The 17,545-nt window shown below is 64.0% G+C and carries 13 protein-coding genes; 6 read left to right on the plus strand and 7 right to left on the minus strand.

Features of this window, described 5'->3' with window-relative positions:
- Window positions 1-437: 437 nt before the first annotated feature.
- Window positions 438-1,844: a sigma-54-dependent transcriptional regulator gene (locus OQE56_RS12730; protein WP_267224822.1), complete on the minus strand. Its 1,407-nt coding sequence runs from the start codon at window positions 1,842-1,844 to the stop codon at window positions 438-440.
- Window positions 1,845-2,118: 274 nt separating this feature from the next.
- Window positions 2,119-3,753, minus strand: a complete 1,635-nt coding sequence (locus tag OQE56_RS12735; RefSeq protein ID WP_267224824.1) for a sensor histidine kinase — start codon at window positions 3,751-3,753, stop codon at window positions 2,119-2,121.
- Between the two features lie 304 nt (window positions 3,754-4,057).
- Between OQE56_RS12735 and sucC the strand changes: the two genes are divergently transcribed.
- Window positions 4,058-5,221 (plus strand): ADP-forming succinate--CoA ligase subunit beta, encoded by a 1,164-nt coding sequence (gene sucC, locus OQE56_RS12740; RefSeq protein ID WP_019464615.1) that lies wholly within the window; start codon window positions 4,058-4,060, stop codon window positions 5,219-5,221.
- A 14-nt stretch (window positions 5,222-5,235) separates the two neighbouring features.
- Window positions 5,236-6,111 carry a succinate--CoA ligase subunit alpha gene (gene sucD, locus OQE56_RS12745; RefSeq protein ID WP_109124142.1) on the plus strand — a complete coding sequence of 292 codons (876 nt, stop codon included), beginning with the start codon at window positions 5,236-5,238 and terminating at the stop codon, window positions 6,109-6,111.
- 156 nt (window positions 6,112-6,267) lie between these two features.
- Here the strand turns inward: sucD and OQE56_RS12750 are convergent, their stop codons facing one another.
- Window positions 6,268-7,167, minus strand: coding sequence for a LysR family transcriptional regulator ArgP (locus OQE56_RS12750; RefSeq protein ID WP_267224830.1), 900 nt, complete (start codon window positions 7,165-7,167; stop codon window positions 6,268-6,270).
- Between the two features lie 102 nt (window positions 7,168-7,269).
- Between OQE56_RS12750 and OQE56_RS12755 the strand changes: the two genes are divergently transcribed.
- Together OQE56_RS12755 and OQE56_RS12760 are read left to right on the plus strand one after the other, a co-directional pair.
- Window positions 7,270-7,887: a LysE/ArgO family amino acid transporter gene (locus OQE56_RS12755; protein WP_267224832.1), complete on the plus strand. Its 618-nt coding sequence runs from the start codon at window positions 7,270-7,272 to the stop codon at window positions 7,885-7,887.
- 63 nt (window positions 7,888-7,950) lie between these two features.
- Window positions 7,951-9,582: an NAD+ synthase gene (locus tag OQE56_RS12760; RefSeq protein ID WP_267224834.1), complete on the plus strand. Its 1,632-nt coding sequence runs from the start codon at window positions 7,951-7,953 to the stop codon at window positions 9,580-9,582.
- A 183-nt stretch (window positions 9,583-9,765) separates the two neighbouring features.
- Here the strand turns inward: OQE56_RS12760 and OQE56_RS12765 are convergent, their stop codons facing one another.
- Complete coding sequence (locus tag OQE56_RS12765) at window positions 9,766-10,605, minus strand: outer membrane protein assembly factor BamD (RefSeq protein WP_267224836.1); 840 nt, start codon at window positions 10,603-10,605, stop codon at window positions 9,766-9,768.
- Between the two features lie 70 nt (window positions 10,606-10,675).
- Here OQE56_RS12765 and rluD point away from each other — a divergent pair, with 70 nt between their 5' ends.
- Window positions 10,676-11,653 (plus strand): 23S rRNA pseudouridine(1911/1915/1917) synthase RluD, encoded by a 978-nt coding sequence (gene rluD, locus OQE56_RS12770; protein WP_267224839.1) that lies wholly within the window; start codon window positions 10,676-10,678, stop codon window positions 11,651-11,653.
- 56 nt (window positions 11,654-11,709) lie between these two features.
- On the plus strand, window positions 11,710-12,399 hold the full coding sequence (gene pgeF, locus OQE56_RS12775) for a peptidoglycan editing factor PgeF (RefSeq protein WP_267224841.1): 690 nt from the start codon (window positions 11,710-11,712) through the stop codon (window positions 12,397-12,399).
- A gap of 1,049 nt (window positions 12,400-13,448) precedes the next feature.
- Here the strand turns inward: pgeF and otsA are convergent.
- The 3 genes from otsA to otsB are packed head-to-tail and all read right to left on the minus strand — an operon-like array spanning window position 13,449 to window position 17,465.
- Window positions 13,449-14,831: an alpha,alpha-trehalose-phosphate synthase (UDP-forming) gene (gene otsA, locus OQE56_RS12780; protein ID WP_267224842.1), complete on the minus strand. Its 1,383-nt coding sequence runs from the start codon at window positions 14,829-14,831 to the stop codon at window positions 13,449-13,451.
- 2 nt (window positions 14,832-14,833) lie between these two features.
- On the minus strand, window positions 14,834-16,663 hold the full coding sequence (locus OQE56_RS12785; RefSeq protein ID WP_267224843.1) for a glycoside hydrolase family 15 protein: 1,830 nt from the start codon (window positions 16,661-16,663) through the stop codon (window positions 14,834-14,836).
- Window positions 16,635-17,465 carry a trehalose-phosphatase gene (otsB, locus tag OQE56_RS12790; protein WP_323748580.1) on the minus strand — a complete coding sequence of 277 codons (831 nt, stop codon included), beginning with the start codon at window positions 17,463-17,465 and terminating at the stop codon, window positions 16,635-16,637. The genes OQE56_RS12785 and otsB overlap by 29 nt, the downstream gene beginning before the upstream one ends.
- Window positions 17,466-17,545: the final 80 nt, after the last annotated feature.

The raw sequence follows: 17,545 nt of genomic DNA on the forward strand, positions 1-17,545 counted from the left end.
GATCTGAGGGGCCCCTGTGCGGCGGTGAGGGTTGGACGATCAGGCCCCGTAGGGGTGCCTGGCATGGATGCCAGGCACTTTTCGTCAGGGCAGGAAGCCCTGTCGAAAAGCCCGGCCGACCCTCACGAACTGGCTGGGCGCAGCCCAGACAGCGCCAAGCGGGGTGCTCTTTCTTTTGGTTACTTTTCTTTGAGCAAGCAAAGAAAAGTGACCCGGCCTCCGGCAGGAGGTCGGAAGCCCGCCGCAGGCGAGCCAGAGTGCGGAGTAGCCACAAAAGGGCAAAACACAAAACCGCCAGATAGAAACGTTACCGCGAGCACCCACCCCTCACCCCAACCCTCTCCCCGGAGGGGAGAGAGAGCTAAAGGCGCGAGCATATGGACGCCACAACCAAACCCACCAACAAAAAGGCCGAACATCTGTTCGGCCTCATCGCATCAATCGATACCCAACTTTTTCAACTTGTATCGCAACGCCCGGAAGGTAATACCCAGCTTCTTCGCCGCCGCCGTCTTGTTGTAGCGCGACTCTTCCAGCGCCTTGATGATCGCTGTGCGCTCCAGGTTGCTGATGTAGTCGTCCAGACCGCCATTGGCGGAAGGCGGCGCAGCCGGAATCGGCGCTGCAGCAGGGGCGGCGCCTGGCACGGGCGCCATCGCGGGAGCGGGCTCCTGGGCGCGCGGCGTACGCTGGGGCAGCATCAGGTCGCTGACGTCGATCTGCTCGCCGTCGCACATGGCCATGGCGCGCTCGAGAATGTTTTCCAGCTCACGCACGTTGCCGGGGAAATCGTAGGCTTCCAACGCTTGTTGCGCAGGAGGCAGCAGGCGGCCGGTCGCGCCACCGCTCTTGGTAGCGAGCTGGCGCAGCACGAAGTTCGCCAACAGCGGTACGTCGCCACGGCGCTCGCGCAGGGGCGGCACCCGCAGTTCGATCACGTTGATGCGATAGAACAAGTCCTGGCGGAACTGTCCTTGCTCCACCAGCGCGGCGAGGTTCTTGTGCGTGGCGGAGAGAATGCGGACGTCGACCGGCACTTCCTCGCGGGCGCCAATGGGGCGCACAGCCTTTTCCTGGATCGCGCGCAGCAGTTTCACCTGCATGTGCAGCGGCAGCTCGGCTACTTCGTCGAGGAACAGCGTGCCACCGTGGGCGGCCTGGAACAGGCCCTCCTTGTCACCGACCGCACCGGTAAAGCTGCCTTTGCGGTGGCCGAAGAACTCGCTTTCCATCAATTCGGAAGGGATGGCGCCGCAGTTCACCGGCACGAAGGGGCCGGTGGCGCGGGGGCCCTGCTCGTGGATGAGGCGGGCGACCAGCTCCTTGCCCACACCCGATTCGCCGGCGATGTACACCGGCGCCTGGTTGCGCGCGAGCTTGGTGATGGTGACGCGCACCTGCTGCATGGCCACCGATTCGCCGATCAGGCGCTCGTTGCTATCGGGTTTGGCGGCGGCGTGGCCGCTGCGGCGCTCTTCGGCCAGACGCAGCGCCGTGCGCACCAGACGGCGCAGCATCTGGATGTCGACGGGCTTGGAGACGAAGTCGAAGGCGCCAGCCTTCAGCGCGTTAACCGCAGCGTCGACATTGCCGTAGGCGGTAATCATCGCGACCGGCGTGTCGGGGTGCTCCGCCGAGATCAGCTCGACCACTTCGTGGCCGGTGCCGTCCGGCAGGCGCATGTCCGTGAAGCACAGATCGTAATGCCGCTCGGCGAGGGCGCGTCGCGCTTCCGTCACGGTACCCACTGCATCGACCAGCAGGTCCATGCGGCCGAGGGTGATGGTGAGAAGCTCGCGAATGTCGCGTTCGTCGTCGATGACCAGAACGGTCTGTTGGCTCATGTCGTCGGTTTGGGCTGTAGTCCCGGGTAGGATAACCGTCCCCTTTCAAGGGGGCAAAGCCTGGGCCATACGTCGGAGATTGCGTATGGGCGGACAGGTGGCGAGGCAGTTGGCGGATATCCCGTGCGTGGCCTGCGATTCGGGCCGTCCCGGTTCGAAGGAAGCTGCCGATCCGTCCGGCGCGAGGCCCGGTTTGCCCCATCGGACGAAAGCCGGGAAAGTGTGACGTGGTTAGCGCTTGCTCGGGCGGCAAGCGGGGCGGAGGCGCTGGGAATCAGCCCGCCGCCGCCGTGTCGCCCGTGGCTTTGCCCATCCGTGCCGGTGTCAGCACCAGGCGGAAGCAGCTGCCACCACCGGCCACGCGCACATATTCCAGCGATGCCTGATTCGCCTCGCTCATCTGGCGGGCGAGGTACAAGCCCAGGCCGGTGCCGTACTCGTGGGTGGTGTAGAACGGTTCGAAGATCTGCGCGGCCACTTTCGGCGCGATGCCGGGGCCTCGGTCGATCACTTCCAGAATGGGTACGCCGTGTTCGCCGTGACGGGCCACCACCATCACGCGGGCCGGTTCGCCGGGCATGCGGCCATAGCGCAACGCGTTCTGCACGAGATTCCATACCACTTGCTGCAGCTGCTGCGGGTCGGCCACGGCGGCTACGGGCGTGCTGGCCTGAATGACGCGCAGCGAATCCTCGCCAAGGTCGTTGCCCTGCCGGTACTCCTCCACGAACTGGTTGGCCCAGTGGCCGAGATCCAGCGTTTCCGGGCGGGAGCGTTCGCGGCGGGACAGCTGCAGGATGTTCTCGATGATCTCGTTCAACCGCACGCAATGGTTGTTGATGATCTCCACCATGCGCTGGTCGGTCGGCGGCAGATCCTCGGATTCGGCCAGCAACTGCGCGGAATAGCGAATGGCCGCCAGCGGGTTGCGGATCTCGTGCGCGATCGAGGCGGACAGGCGGCCCAGCGAGCTGAGCGTGAGCTCTTCCGCACGGCGCGACACCAGCGAGGTGTCGTCCAGAAAGATCAGTACGTGCGAGTCGTCGTTCGGTGCCAGGCGGCTGAAGCGGGGCACCACTTCGGGTACACCATCGGCGAGCTGAGTGGCCGATTCATCCAGCTTGCCCGAGGTCATCCAGTGGTAGAGCCGGCGCGATAATTCCGGCGCCACGCGCCCCAGGTCGCGCTGGTCCGCGGAGGGGTTGCCCAGCAGCATCCACGCCGATTCGTTGATCTGATGGATGCGGTTGGCATCATCGACCAGCAACACGCCGGTTTTCATGCGGCGAATGATCAGTTCGTTGACCTGCGCCAGGTTGGCCAGGTCGACGCCGCGCTGCTCGGCCAGCGCCTCACTGGCGCGAATCTGCCGGCTCAGCACGTAGCACAGCACCGTAATGGCGAAATAGGCGAGGCCAAACAGGCTCGATTCCAGTAGCTCGCGATCCATGCCGGAGCCGCCATGCTGGATCTCAAACACCGAATGGCCCAGCACGCCCAGCGTGGCCAGCGAGGCAAAGAAGCAGGACAGCCGCAAAGGCAGGATCAACGCGCCCGCCGCCAGGTTGACCGCCAGCATCATGGCAATGCCTATACGGGCATCGTGCATGGTGATGATGGCCAGCACCGCCGCGATGATGTCGACCACCAGCGAGCCCGACACGGCCCAGCGGATCCACGGCGCGGAACGCCGGGTGAGCGACAGCATGCCCAGCGCGAATAGCAGGAAAAGCACCGCCAGACCGCGGGCCAGCCCGGCATCGGCCAGTTTTGGCCAGCCCAGGGCGTTCGGGCTCAGCGCCAGACCCACGTAAACCAGGGCCTGGGCCAGGCGGAAGCTGTTCAGAAACAGGAGTTCGTGCCGCGCCGCCTCGGGGGCCGAGCGGGCGACGGGGTACGCTTGCTGCACGGTGCTGGACACCTGGCTGGGCACTCTCGACGGGACGTCCGGCCCAGTATAGACGTGGTCTTCACGGGTGGTAGGGGGCCTCCTCCGAACGGCCTAATGGGGCGCTTCGTAAGGTTCGCCCCTTTCCATCGGGGGCCGGTTCCGCGAAAATAGGCGGCCGTATTGCGCGGTTTTTCGTCATGTCGACAGGCAGACGGCGGCGCACTGCATCCGGCAGCGCTTGTACCGCCGTCGTTCCCCTGACCGTATGGGCCTCCCACAGCCCGTTACGGCCGTCACGTTCCCCCGTACTCTCGAGGTATCCATGAATTTCCACGAGTACCAGGCCAAAGAATTGTTCGCGAAGTACGGCATTGCCGTGCCGCCGGGCAAGGTCGCCAACTCTCCCGATGCCGCTGTCGACGCCGCCAAGCACCTTGGTGGTTCGCAGTGGATGGTCAAGGCACAGATTCACGCAGGCGGCCGCGGCAAGGCCGGCGGCGTCAAGTTCTGCAAGAGCCTCGACGACGTGCGCGCAGCTGCCAAGGGCATGCTGGGCACCAACATGGAAACCTACCAGTCCGCCGGCCGCGCGCTGCCGGTGAACCTGGTGCTGGTGACGGACGCCACCAACATCGCCAAGGAACTGTATCTGTCGATCCTGACGGATCGCGATTCCAAGTCGATCTCGTTCATCGCCTCCAAGCACGGCGGCGTGGACATCGAGCAGGTTGCCAAGGACACGCCGGAAGACATCCACACCATCGTGGTGGACTTCGTGGAAGGCCTGCAGCCGTACCAGTGCCGCCAGCTCGGCTTCGCCATGGACCTCAATGCGAAGCAGGTCGGCCAGCTGACCAAGATCATGTTGGGCCTGTACAAGCTGTTCAATGAGAAGGACCTGTCCCTGGTTGAGCTGAACCCGCTCGCCATCCTCGAAGACGGCAACCTCGCCGCCCTCGACGGCAAGGTCAATTCCGACGACAACGCCGAGTTCCGTCACCCGGATCTGGCCGCCATGCGCGACCTGACCCAGGAAGACCAGGCCGAAGCGGCTGCCGTGCAGCACAACCTCAACTACGTGACGATGGACGGCTCCATCGGCTGCATGGTCAACGGCGCAGGCCTGGCCATGGCCACCATGGACGTGATCCAGCTGGCAGGCGGCGAGCCGGCCAACTTCCTTGACGTCGGCGGCGGCGCCACCAAGGAGCGCGTCACCGAGGCGTTCAAGCTCATCCTCTCCTCCGACAAGGTGAAGGCCATCCTGGTCAACATCTTCGGCGGCATCGTGCGTTGCGACCTGATCGCCGAAGGCATCATCGCGGCCGTGAAGGAAGTGGGTCTGAAGATCCCCGTTGTGGTTCGCCTGCAGGGCACCAACGTGGAGCTGGGCCGCGAACTGCTCGCCAACTCCGGCCTGGCGATCACGCCGGCCGACGATCTCAACGATGCGGCGCAGAAAGCCGTGGCTGCGGCCAAGGCCTGAGGAGCAACTGAACCATGAGCGTTCTCGTCAATAAGAACACCAAGGTCCTCGTGCAGGGCTTCACCGGCCAGCAGGGCACCTTCCACGCGCAGCAGGCGCTGGACTACGGCACCAAGGTTGTTGGTGGCGTGACCCCGGGTAAGGGCGGCACCGAGCATATCGGCCTGCCGGTCTTCAACTCGGTTGCCGAAGCGGTCGATGAAACCGGTGCCGATGCGTCCGTCATCTTCGTGCCGCCGCCGTTCGCGGCCGACTCGATCCTCGAAGCCATCGACGCTGGCATCAAGGTCATCGTGGCGATCACCGAGGGCATCCCGGTGCTGGACATGCTGCGCGTGAAGAACGTGCTGGCACAGCATCCGGAAACCGTGCTGATCGGGCCGAACTGTCCCGGCATCATCACCCCGGGCGAGTGCAAGATCGGCATCATGCCGGGTCACATCCACATGCCGGGCAAGGTCGGCATCGTCTCGCGCTCCGGCACGCTGACGTACGAATCGGTGTTCCAGACCACCAACGAAGGCCTGGGCCAGTCCACGGTCATCGGCATCGGCGGCGACCCGATCAACGGTCTGAGCTTCATCGACTGCCTGAAGATGTTCCAGGACGATCCGCAGACCGAAGGCATCATCATGGTCGGCGAAATCGGCGGCAGCGCTGAAGAAGACGCCGCTGAGTTCATCGGTGAATACGTCACCAAGCCGGTCGTGTCGTTCATCGCAGGCGCCTCGGCTCCTCCGGGCAAGCGCATGGGCCATGCTGGCGCCATCATCTCGGGCGGCAAGGGCACGGCGGCTGCGAAGTTCGCTGCGCTGGAGAAGGCGGGCGTCACCACGGTGAAGTCCCCGGCCGACCTCGGCAAGACCCTCGCCGGTCTGATGAAGAAGTAATCGGGTCAATACGACCGATAAAAAAGGGCCGCAGCGATGCGGCCCTTTTTCTTTGCATTGAGCCGCAGCTAAGCCCTGTAGGAGCGCACCATGCGCGCCCCCGGTGCCGCCATTGGCTCCATCAGTGCTATGGACCCTTTGCCCGGGGAAGGGTCTTCAGCGTTGCTGCCGCAATCCCCGTTGTGCAGCGTGCAGCAATGTCTCAGTGACCGTGGAAAGTGTGACGGAGCGTATCGACCACTGTTGCCAGTAGAGCGGCACATCCAGCCAGCGCTTGGGGTTGATGGGTTTGAGTGTGCCTTCCGCGAATGGCTTTTCCAGCATCGACTCCGGTGCCATCGCCCACCCCAGACCCAGCGCAGCGCCTTCGACGAAGGCGGTGGAGGAGGGCAGGTAATGCATGGGCGGCGCCAGTCGCGCACGCGTGACGCTGTGGATGAAGCGCCACTGCAACGCATCCTTGCGGTTGAACACCAGCATGGGCGCCTGGCTTAGCGATGTGGCGTCTACACCGCGCGCGAAGTGCTTCTTCACGAAATCCGGCGAGGCCACCGGCAGATAACGCATGACGCCGAGCTTCTTGACGCTGCAACCCTGCACGGGTTGGGCGATGGCCGTGATGGCGCCGATGACCGAGCCATCACGGAGCAGATCGGTCGAGTGGTCCTGATCTTCGACGCGTACGTCGAACAGCAACTGATGTTGCTCATGCAGCTGCGCAAGTGCACCCAGAAACCAGGTGGCAAGCGAGTCCGCGTTCACTGCAATGGCAACGGATGTGGTACCAGTGTTCGGTTGGTCGACGTGAAAGGCCTCCAGTGTCTCGGCTTCCAGCAGCCGCATTTGCTGCACGCTGCGCAGCAGGCGTTTGCCCGCCGTAGTCGCGGTACATGGCGTGTGACGAAGGATCAACACCTGACCCAGGCGGTCTTCCAGCGTTTTGATTCGTTGCGAAATGGCAGAGGGGGTGAGCGAAAGGCGTTGCGCGGCGCCATCGAAGCTGCCTTCATCGAGGACGGCCGCGAAAGCGGCCAGTTGGGGGTTGAGCAGGCTCATGGCTTAGCTCCGACATTAGAGAAACTTATTTTGCCTAAGAATATTTAGTTTTACTGATGCTGGGGCATGCGGCACAGTGGCCGCCTTTTCGAGGGGTTTCCAATGTTTTCTTCGGCTTACCTGGCCGGTCTCGGTGCGGGCGCCGGCCTAATCATCGCGATCGGCGCACAAAATGCTTTCGTGCTGCGGCAGGGCTTGCAGCGCCTTCATGTGGGTCCCGTGGTGCTGGTGTGCATCCTGGCCGACATCAGCCTGATTCTGCTCGGCGTCGCGGGTATGGGGCTGATGGTGCAGGAGCATCCTGGCCTGTTGCAGTGGCTGCGCTACGCGGGCGCGGCGTTTCTCACCGCCTATGGCCTGCTCGCGTTGTGGCGCGCATGGCGGGGTGAAAGCGGACTGCAGCCTGCCGGCGATGGCGCGGGCAGCCGTAGCCGCGTGGTGGTTGCCTGCCTCGCCTTTACGCTGCTCAATCCCCACGTGTATCTCGATACGGTGGTGCTGCTGGGTAGTCTGTCTACGCATTACGAGGGTGAGCGGCGCTGGATCTTTGCCGGCGGTGCCGCGACGGCCAGCCTGCTGTGGTTTCTGTCGCTAGGTTATGGCGCGCGGTTCTTGTTGCCGATCTTCCGCAGTTCGGTGGCCTGGCGCATATTCGATGTGGCTGTCGCCGCCTTCATGCTGACCTTGGCAGCTCTTTTGCTGATGCAGCCGGTAGGGTGACTTGAGAGGGAGGGTGGGGTGTCTCGGGTATCATAGGAAGCCCCCGAACACGGATTCAGTGGCATGCCCTCCCTACGCCTCGCCCTTGCTCAGTTCGATTTTCCGGTTGGCGCCGTAGCGGCCAACGCCGCCAAGGTGGGAGATCTGATGGCGCAGGCGCGCGAAGGCGGCGCGTCGCTGGTGGTGTTTCCCGAGCTGACGCTGAGCGGTTATCCGCCGGAAGACCTGTTGCTGCGCCCCAGCTTCCTCGCTGCCTGCCAATGTGAACTCAACGCCCTCGCTGGCGCCACCAACGGTGTGGCGGCGCTGGTCGGTCATCCGCATAGCGAAGGCGAGGTCTATAACGCGGCCAGCCTGCTGCGAGGCGGCCGCATTGAGCTGACGACGCATAAGCAGGCGCTACCCAATTACGGTGTGTTCGACGACAAGCGCTACTTCCGCCCGGGTTCTGACAGCGCCGTGGCTATGATCGACGGCGTGTGCGTGGGCATGATCATCTGCGAAGACGTGTGGGAGCCTGAGCCCTCGGCCAAGGCCGCAGCGGCAGGCGCGGAACTGATCGTCGTCATCAATGCCTCGCCATGGGACGACGCCAAGCAAACCTCTCGCGAAGAGGTGCTGATGGCACGCGCTCAGGAAACCGGCTGCGCCATCGTTTACCTCAACCTGATCGGCGGTCAGGACGAAGTGGTTTACGACGGTGGCTCCGTGCTGGTGAACGGTGACGGTTCTATCGCCGCACGCGCCCCCAACTTTGTCGACGCGATGCTGTGGGCAGAGTTCGATAGCGAAACGCGCACGCTGCGCGCAGAAAGTTGGCCTAGCGTGCCGGACGCGTCGTCCGAAGCCACGCTGTATGCGGCTCTGGTGCGCGGCATTCGCGATTACATCGAAAAGAATGGTTTCCCCGGCGTGCTGCTGGGCCTCTCTGGCGGCATCGATTCGGCGCTGACATTGGCGCTGGCCGTGGATGCGCTGGGTGCACAGCGCGTCACCGCGGTGATGATGCCCACACGCTACACCTCGCAGCTGTCGCTGGATGGCGCCCGTGCGCAGGCGGAGCAGCTGGGCGTTGAGTACCACATCATCAACATTGAACCTATGGTCGATGCGTTTATCGGCGCGCTCACGCCTGCCTTCGCCGGCAAGCCGGCCGACACCACCGAAGAAAATCTGCAGTCGCGTACGCGCGGCGTGACCTTGATGGCGTTGTCCAACAAGCATGGCCGGCTACTGCTGGCGACCGGCAACAAGAGCGAGATGGCGGTGGGTTACGCCACGCTTTATGGCGACATGTGTGGCGCCTATGCGCCGCTGAAGGATGTCTACAAAACCGTGGTCTACCGCCTGTCGCGCTGGCGCAATGCGTATGCAGCACAGCTGGGCGAGCCCGAGGCCATTCCTTCCGCCGTGATTGATCGCCCGCCTTCGGCCGAACTGCGCGACAACCAGACCGACCAGGATTCACTGCCGCCCTACGACGAGCTGGACGCCATCCTCGCCCGCTTCATCGAGGGCGAGCAGTCGCAGGCCGAGATTGCGGCGCAGGGTTTTCACGCCGATACCGTGCGTCGCGTTGTGCGGCTGGTGCTGCTCAATGAATTCAAGCGCCGTCAGTCGGCACCGGGGCCACGTGTAACCACGCGTGCGTTTGGGCGCGAGCGGCGCTATCCGATTACGTCAGGCTGGAAATGAGATCGCGCAGGAGTGAGTAGGCACAGGAGTGAGTGAAGAGGAGTGAGAAGTGAGAGAAGGACCTCACGCTGCAAGGCCTGCTCTCTCTCACTTCTCACTCCTCTTCACTCACTTCTAAACAAAAAGGCCGGTGAGCTCGCGCTCGCCGGCCTTTTGTTAACCCAGCAACGCCGGGTTATCCGATCAATGGTGACCCGAGAACGGAATCGCCTTGCGCAGCAGCGACGGCGAGTGCGGCCACTTTGGATCGTTCAGGTACGGATGATCCGGGTAGTTCAGGGCCAGCACCTGGCGGGTCTGGTCGGCCAGCGCCTTCTGCTCCATGCCCAGGTAGCTGCGGGAGAGAATGGCCAGTGCATCGCCGGTCTGCGGCGCCTGCTGGTAATGCTCGATCACGTACTGGGCGCGGTTGGCCGAGGCCACATAGGCCTTGTTGCGCAGGTAGTACTCGGCCACGTTGATTTCGAACTGGGCCAGCAGGTTGCGCAGGTAAATCATGCGCTGGCGGGCGTCGGCGGTGTACGCGCTGTCCGGGAAGCGGCGCGACAGCTCGGAGAAGTCATCGAACGACTTCAGGTTGAAGCCCTGATCGCGGCGGGTCTGCGGATCGCCGGGCTGCAGCAAACGCTCCATGGCGCCGCCGGTACGGTCGAAATTGATCAAACCGCGCAGGTAATAGGCATAATCCACATGTTTGTGGGTCGGGTACGTCTTGATGAAGCGGTTGACGGTGGAATACGCGTCATCCGACTGGTTGTCCTTGTACTGGGAGTAGGCCAGATCAAGCTGGGCCTGCTCGTTGTAGTCACCGGACGGGAAGCGCGCGATCAGACGCTGGTACGCTTTTGCAGCTGCCGAATAGTCGGCGTGCTCCATCGAGTCGTGTGCCTTGGCGTAAAGCTTGTCTACCGGCAGGGTGTCGTTGGTGTCCTTCTTGTGGCCAAACATCGAGCAGGCACTCATCGATACGGCGATGGCGAGCACGACAAAAACTTTGAAAGCCGGCAGCTTGGTTACGCGCATGAGAAAGGGTTCAGATGTTTGAGCGAAAAGGGATGATAGCCGAAACCATCGGTTTGCCGGGCGGCCGGCCATGACGACCATACGTCATGAGGCCACAGTGCCCCTGTCTGCCGCGGGTCGGAGGTTCGACCAGGCCTTGGCCGAGATGTTCCCGGACTACTCCCGATCTCGCCTGACAGGCTGGATCAAGGCCGGCGCCGTGACCCTGAACGGGGTTACGGCGGCACCTCGCCAGCTGTTGCGCGGCGGGGAAAAGGTCCAGCTGGAGGCCGAGCTCGAGACTGAGGTGGAGCTGGAGCCGGAGGCGATTGCGCTGGATATCGTCTATGAAGACGACCACGTGCTGGTGATGAACAAGCCGGCCGGGCTGGTGGTGCATCCGGGCGCAGGAAATAGCGCCGGGACTGTGCTGAACGCCTTGCTGCACCACGATCCGGCCCTGGCCCAACTGCCGCGCGGCGGCATCGTGCACCGGCTGGACAAGGAAACCTCGGGCCTGATGGTGGTGGCCAAGACCCTGCCGGCCCATACCGCGCTGGTCGATATGTTGTCCCGCCACGATGTGGAGCGGCAGTACGAAGCCGTGGTGGTGGGCACGCTGGTGGCTGGCGGCACCGTTGACGCGCCGATTGGCCGCCATATGGGCGACCGCCTGCGTCAGGCCGTGCGGGATGAGGAGGACGGCAAGCGTGCTGTCACCCATTACCGGTTGCGGGAACGCTTCCGCGCCCACAGCCTGATCCAGTGCAGCCTGGAAACCGGCCGCACGCATCAGATTCGCGTGCATCTGGCCCATATCAACCATCCTCTGGTGGGCGATCCGCTGTACGGCGGCGGCCTCAAGCTTCCCAAGGGCGCCAGCCCGGAGCTGGTGGCTGCGCTGCGCGGATTCCGCCGGCAGGCCCTCCATGCCGAGCGGCTGGCCTTCGAGCATCCGGTCACCCACGAGCCGATGTCGTTCAGTGTCGAGCGCCCGGCGGATCAGCAGGCCCTGATTGACGCCTTGCGGGCGGATACGGCGCAGGCTGACCCGGCCGACTGGCAGTGACCCCCTCGGCTTGGGTTATCCCCGACTGGCCGGCGCCTTCGCGAGTGCGCGCAGCGGTGAGCACCCGTCAGGGCCCCGGGGTCTCGGTGGGAGCCTATGGCCAGCTCAATCTGGGCGCACGGTCTGGCGACGCGCCTGAGGCGGTGGCGGCCAACCGCGCCGCCGCGCAGGCGGTGCTGGGGCTGGACCGGCCGCCACATTGGCTGCAGCAAGTGCATGGCGTTGACGTCGCCGACATCGATCACAGCGTTCAGGGCGATGAGCCCCGGGCCGATGCGTCGGTGACCCGCCGTGCCGGTGAACCGCTGGCGATTCTCACCGCCGACTGCCTGCCGGTGCTGTTCTGCACCACAGACGGTGCGACGGTGGCCGCAGCGCATGCGGGCTGGCGCGGACTCCAGGCTGGCGTGCTGGAGGCGACGCTGGCGTCGCTGTCCTCGTTGCCATCCCAGGTATTGGCCTGGCTGGGGCCGTGTATCGGCATGGCGAGTTACGAAGTGGGCGAGGAAGTGCATGAGGCTTTTCTTGCCAGCGACCCCGGTGCTGGCGCGTGTTTTCAGGCCACCCGTCCGGGCCATTGGCTGTGCGATCTGGCTGGGCTTGCGCGTCGGCGCCTGCAGGCGGCCGGTGTGGCGGGCGTGTATGGCGGTGGATTTGATACGCGCACCGATGGGAGGTTTTATTCCTATCGGAGGGATGGGGCGCAGAGTGGGCGGTTTGCCAGTTTGATTTGGTTGGAAGGGTAGGGCGTTCTCGCTGTTGCTCCAGCGGATGCTGGACGTGTGGATACCGGTTCGCAACGGCGTGCAAGCTTTTAACTCCCTCTCCCCTCCGGGGAGAGGGTTGGGGTGAGGGGCGGGTGCTCGCGATGACGTTTCTATCCCTCACCTTTGTTCTTTGGCTCTTATTGACGTTCCCGCGACCTGGCTCGCCTGCGGCGGGCTTCCGCTGTCCTGCCGGACAGCGGGTCACTTCTCTTTGCGTGGCCAAAGAGAAGTAACCAAGAGAAAGGCCACCCCGATGGCGCGCCTTCCGGGCTTGCAGCCCGGAAGGTACGCGGGCGGGTTGCGGGGTTTTTCGACAGGGCATCCTGCCCTGACGAAAAACTGGCCGGCATCCATGCCGGCCACCCTGCGGGCTATTCCTCCACCCGCCCGCCGCGTCATAGGGGCCCGGAGGTCAAGAGCGAGAGCCAGAGCCAGAGCGGCGCGCGACGCGCGCCAGAAGCAGCGCCCGTGGTTTCTCCGTGCCCATGGTTTCCCTGTAGGAGCGCACATGTGCGCGACCGCCGCGTCCCGTCGTTGCCGCTCCGTCGCTGGTCGCGCACAAGTGCGCTCCTACAAAAAATCCGCCAGACGAACTGCAATGCGATGTGCCGCGACAGCGGCACGAGCCGTGTGCTTTTGATCTGAGGGGCCCCTGTGCGGCGGTGAGGGTTGGACGATCAGGCCCCGTAGGGGTGCCTGGCATGGATGCCAGGCACTTTTCGTCAGGGCAGGAAGCCCTGTCGAAAAGCCCGGCCGACCCTCACGGACTTGCCGGGCTTCCAGCCCGGCAAGCGCCAAGCGGGGTGCCTTTTCTCTTGGTTACTTCTCTTTGGGCAAGCAAAGAGAAGTGACCCGGCCTCCGGCAGGAGGTCGGAAGCCCGCCGCAGGCGAGCCCGATCGCGGAGAAGTCACAAAAGAGCAAAAACGCGGAGCCGAAACAAAGAAACGTTACCGCGAGCACCCACCCCTCACCCCAACCCTCTCCCCGGAGGGGAGAGGGAGTTAAGAGCGTAAGCGCCGCGATAACCTCACTCCACCAACCGCCTGAAAAACGCATTCCGCCACGCCGTCACATCCTGCCTCTCCAACACATCCATCATCCGCCGCCAACGCACCAACCGCTCCTCCAGCGGCATGGCCAGCGCACGCTCGAGCGCCTCCGCCACCTCTTCGGTATCGGCTGGATTCACCAACAGCGCATCGCCCAGCTCCTGCGCAGCGCCAGCGAATCGCGACAGCACCAGTACGCCTGGGTCCTCTGGGTTCTGGCTCGCCACATACTCCTTCGCAACAAGATTCATGCCGTCGCGCAACGGCGTCACCAGTCCTACGCGAGCCGCACGGTAGTAGCCGCTGAGTACGCTGTGCGGAAACGAGCTGTTGACGTAGCGAATGGGCACCCAGTCCGGCGCTGCATACATGCCGTTGATGTGACCGGCACTGCGTTCCAGCTCGCGCCGTATCTGGCGGTACTCCGGAACGCCACCGCGTGACGGCGGTGCAATCTGCAGGAAACTCACCATGCGGTGCAGCTGCGGCGAGCGTTCGAGCAGGCGTGCGTAGGCAAGGAAGCGCTCGGGCAGCCCTTTGGAATAGTCCAGGCGGTCGACGCCGATGATGAGCGCCCGGCCTTCCAGACTCTGCTTGAGATCGTGGATTTCTTCATGCTCATCCGCATGGCTGGCCGATTGCGCAACCTCGGCCGTGTCAATGCCGATGGGAAACACTTCAGCGCGGAAACTGTGTCCATCAGGCGTGCGGATGTGACCGTCGCGACGCATCGTGGCGCCGAGTTCGTGCAGAAAGTATTCCTCCAGCGCACGGCGGTCGCGTGGCGTGTGCAGGCCGACCAGGTCATAACGTGCCAGTGTTTCCAGCAGTTCGTTGTGAAGAGGCAGTGCGATCAGCAGTCCGGCAGCGGGCAAGGGCGTGTGAAGGAAGAAGCCGATGCGGTTGCGTACACCACGCTCCCTCAACATCGCAGCCAGCGGGATGAGGTGGTAATCGTTGATCCAGATAATGTCGCCCGATGAGATCAGCGACATCAGGTGGTCGGCAAACAATTGGTTGACGCGCAGGTAGCCGGCCAGGTGCTTGCGGTTGTAATCCACCAGGTCGGGGCGGTAGTGCAGCAACGGCCACAGGGTGCGATTGGCAAAGCCGTCGTAAAATTCGTCGTGATCGCTGCGTGAGAGATCCATGGTGGCGTACTCGACCATCCCGTCCCTGAGGCGATGCACCTCGCCGCTGAGTCGCGCCACCTTGCCGCTCCAGCCGAACCACAATCCACCGCGTTCCTGCAGTGCGGCGCGCATGGCCGAAGCCAATCCGCCCGTGGCGGTCTGGTCTGGCAATGCCACCCGGTTGGAAACCACCACCAGCCGCCCCCCCATGTCGGGGCGTCCAGGCATGGTCACAGTGCGTCCTCCCAACGCCGCGACAGGCGCATCGCGGCCTGGATCAGGCCCACCATCGAATAGGTCTGCGGGAAATTGCCCCAATGCTCGCCGGTGGCCGGCGCGATGTCCTCGGAGAGCAGGCCGAGCGGGTTACGTTGGGCCAGCATGTGCTCGAACATTGTGCGCGCTTCTTCCTTGCGCCCGGTGGCGGCCAGCGCTTCGATGTACCAGAACGTGCAGATGTTGAAGCTGGTCTCTGGCGCACCGAAATCATCCGGCGCGGCATAGCGGAACAAGTAATCGCCACGACGCAGCATGGCACCGATGGCGTCCACGGTAGCGATGAAGCGCGGATCGGACGCAGCAACGAAACCAACGTCGGCGAGCAGCAGCAGGCTGGCATCCAGATGCTCGCCATCGTAGGCGTCGACGAAGGTACCGAGTTTCTCGTTCCATGCACGCGCCTCGATGCGCGCATGCAAGGCGGTGGCCTCGTCGTGCCAATGGCGCGCCCGCTCATCCAGACCAAGCTCCGTGGCGATATGGGCGAGGCGGTTGCAGGCGGCCCAGCACATGGCGGCAGAGTAGGTGTGCACGGAGGCGCGCCCGCGAAATTCCCAGAGGCCTGCGTCGGGTTGCTCGGCCATCCGCAGGGCCATCTCGCCCATGCGTTCCAGCCGGCGGAAGGTGAGGTCGTCACCGGGGTGTTCCAGGCGACGATCGAAGAACAGCTGCGCCGAGGCAAGCACCACCGAGCCATAGACATCGTTCTGCCGCTGGCGCCATGCGTCGTTGCCCACTCGCACTGGCCCCATGCCGCGATAGCCGGTGAGGCTTTCCACTTGCGTCTCAGTGAGCTCGTGCTCGAAGGTGATGCCGAATACCGGACCGATCTCGTGTTCACCGTCCGCCGCCACCAGGTTGAACACGTAGCGGATGTATTCCTCCATGCTGCGCGTGGCACCGAGGCGATTGAGTGCCCGCACGGTGAATGCGGCGTCACGAAGCCAGCAGTAGCGGTAGTCCCAGTTGCGTGTGCTGCCTGGTGCTTCGGGGATGGAGGTGGTCAGCGCCGCCACGATGGCCCCGGTTGATTCGTACTGGCATAGCTTGAGCGTGATCGCGGCGCGGATGACGGCGTCCTGCCATTCGTAGGGCACTGACAGATTACGCACCCACGCGCGCCAGTACTCCAGCGTGCGTTCCAACGTGTGGTGGATAAAGTCGGCCGGGCTTTGCGAGAGTGTTTCATCAGGGCCAAACACGAAATGTGCCGGCCGCTCCAGGATAAATGGCAAGCCACGTTCAATCATCGGCAGGGCGACATCGCTGGTCAGTCGTTGCACCAGACCATCCAGCAGAAAGCGAATGTGGTTGCTGCCCGAGGTCGTCTGCGGCTTCTCATGGCCGTAGTTGCACAGTGGCCTCAGCAACACGCGAATGCGTGGAGATCCGCCAAGCGGGCGCACGCGGCGGGCGATCAACACGGGGTGGTAGAAGCGCCCATTGGCCTGGAAGCGGGGTATGTAGTCCACCAGCTCAACGCCGCCGCCATGCACATCGTAAAGGCGGGTGACCAGTACGGCCGTGTTGGGCAGGTAATGCTGTTCGGCGCGCTCGAAATCTTCGAGGTGAATGGCCCAGTCGCCACCCTCTCGCCGCGGCGACAGCAGCGTGCAAAAGGTCGCGTCGCCATCAAAGCGTGGCAGGCAGCACCACACGATGCGGCCGCGTTCGTCGATCAGTGCGGCAATGCTGCCATTGCCGATAACACCCAGCGCAAGGTTGCAAGGAGGGGAAGGGACTACAGCATCCCTAAGCGTTTCCTCCGGAGGAGTGGGCATGAGAGAGGGCTCCATGCTTGAGCGCGTGCAGTACGCGGTATAGCCAGGCGCGCGCGGCAGCGGGCTCCGGCAGCGAATAGTGGGCGAGGCTGGGCTCGCGGTTACCGACACGCACGCTCAATCCGCATTCCAGATTCACTGTGGCGAAACCGTGCTCGTCGGTGAGATCGTCACCGACATAAACAGGCAGGCGTCCATGAAACGGAAAGCGCTCGAGCAGGCTTGCTACCGCTCGGCCTTTGTCCATGCCCTCCGGCTTCAGCTCAACCACCATGTTGCCGGCCTGCATCTCGTAACCGGCCAGCGATGGCAGCACAGCCTCGACGCGCTTGCGCAACATTTCACATTGCTGCGGCGAGGTGCGGCAGTGCAGGGCCACCGCCATGCCCTTATCTTCCACCAGCACGCCGGGCAAGCTGGCAGCGATATTGCTGGCGATGTCGCGAACCAGTGAGCGGCGTGCCGTACCAATATGCACGCCGCGATAACGGCCATCCGCATCCCGCACTTCCAGTCCGTGCAGGCCGGCCATCGCCCAGGGCGGATGGCCAAACAGGTCGTCGAGGTCATCCAGGCTGCGCCCGCTCACCAGGGCGAGCGCGCCGTCGAGCGTGCCATAGAGGTCTTCGATCAACTCGCGCAGGCGCGACTCCACGCAGACTTCGTCAGGGCGATTGGCGAAATCCAGCAGCGTGCCGTCCACGTCGAGAAACATGGCCCAATGGTCATCCACGCCCGGCAGGGGCGGAGCCGGAAGGGACAATGGCGCAGACATGGCGGCGGGGGCGGACGGGGCAGTCACGACACCGAGCCTAGCAAGTCGAATGTGAAGACAAGCTATGGACGACATCGCTATGGCTGAAGGTCAGATATACACCTCGC

This window comes from Dyella silvae (genome assembly GCF_026421305.1).
In the GTDB taxonomy this organism is placed as follows: Bacteria; Pseudomonadota; Gammaproteobacteria; order Xanthomonadales; family Rhodanobacteraceae; genus Dyella; species Dyella silvae.

What these genes read in the sequence shown, in the direction of transcription:
- OQE56_RS12730 (WP_267224822.1), bottom strand. Translation starts at nt 1,844, where the DNA reads ATGAGCCAACAGACCGTTCTGGTCATCGACGACGAACGCGACATTCGC.
- sucC (WP_019464615.1), top strand. Translation starts at nt 4,058, where the DNA reads ATGAATTTCCACGAGTACCAGGCCAAAGAATTGTTCGCGAAGTACGGC.
- sucD (WP_109124142.1), top strand. Translation starts at nt 5,236, where the DNA reads ATGAGCGTTCTCGTCAATAAGAACACCAAGGTCCTCGTGCAGGGCTTC.
- OQE56_RS12750 (WP_267224830.1), bottom strand. Translation starts at nt 7,167, where the DNA reads ATGAGCCTGCTCAACCCCCAACTGGCCGCTTTCGCGGCCGTCCTCGAT.
- OQE56_RS12755 (WP_267224832.1), top strand. Translation starts at nt 7,270, where the DNA reads ATGTTTTCTTCGGCTTACCTGGCCGGTCTCGGTGCGGGCGCCGGCCTA.
- OQE56_RS12760 (WP_267224834.1), top strand. Translation starts at nt 7,951, where the DNA reads ATGCCCTCCCTACGCCTCGCCCTTGCTCAGTTCGATTTTCCGGTTGGC.
- OQE56_RS12765 (WP_267224836.1), bottom strand. Translation starts at nt 10,605, where the DNA reads ATGCGCGTAACCAAGCTGCCGGCTTTCAAAGTTTTTGTCGTGCTCGCC.
- rluD (WP_267224839.1), top strand. Translation starts at nt 10,676, where the DNA reads ATGACGACCATACGTCATGAGGCCACAGTGCCCCTGTCTGCCGCGGGT.
- otsA (WP_267224842.1), bottom strand. Translation starts at nt 14,831, where the DNA reads ATGCCTGGACGCCCCGACATGGGGGGGCGGCTGGTGGTGGTTTCCAAC.
- OQE56_RS12785 (WP_267224843.1), bottom strand. Translation starts at nt 16,663, where the DNA reads ATGCCCACTCCTCCGGAGGAAACGCTTAGGGATGCTGTAGTCCCTTCC.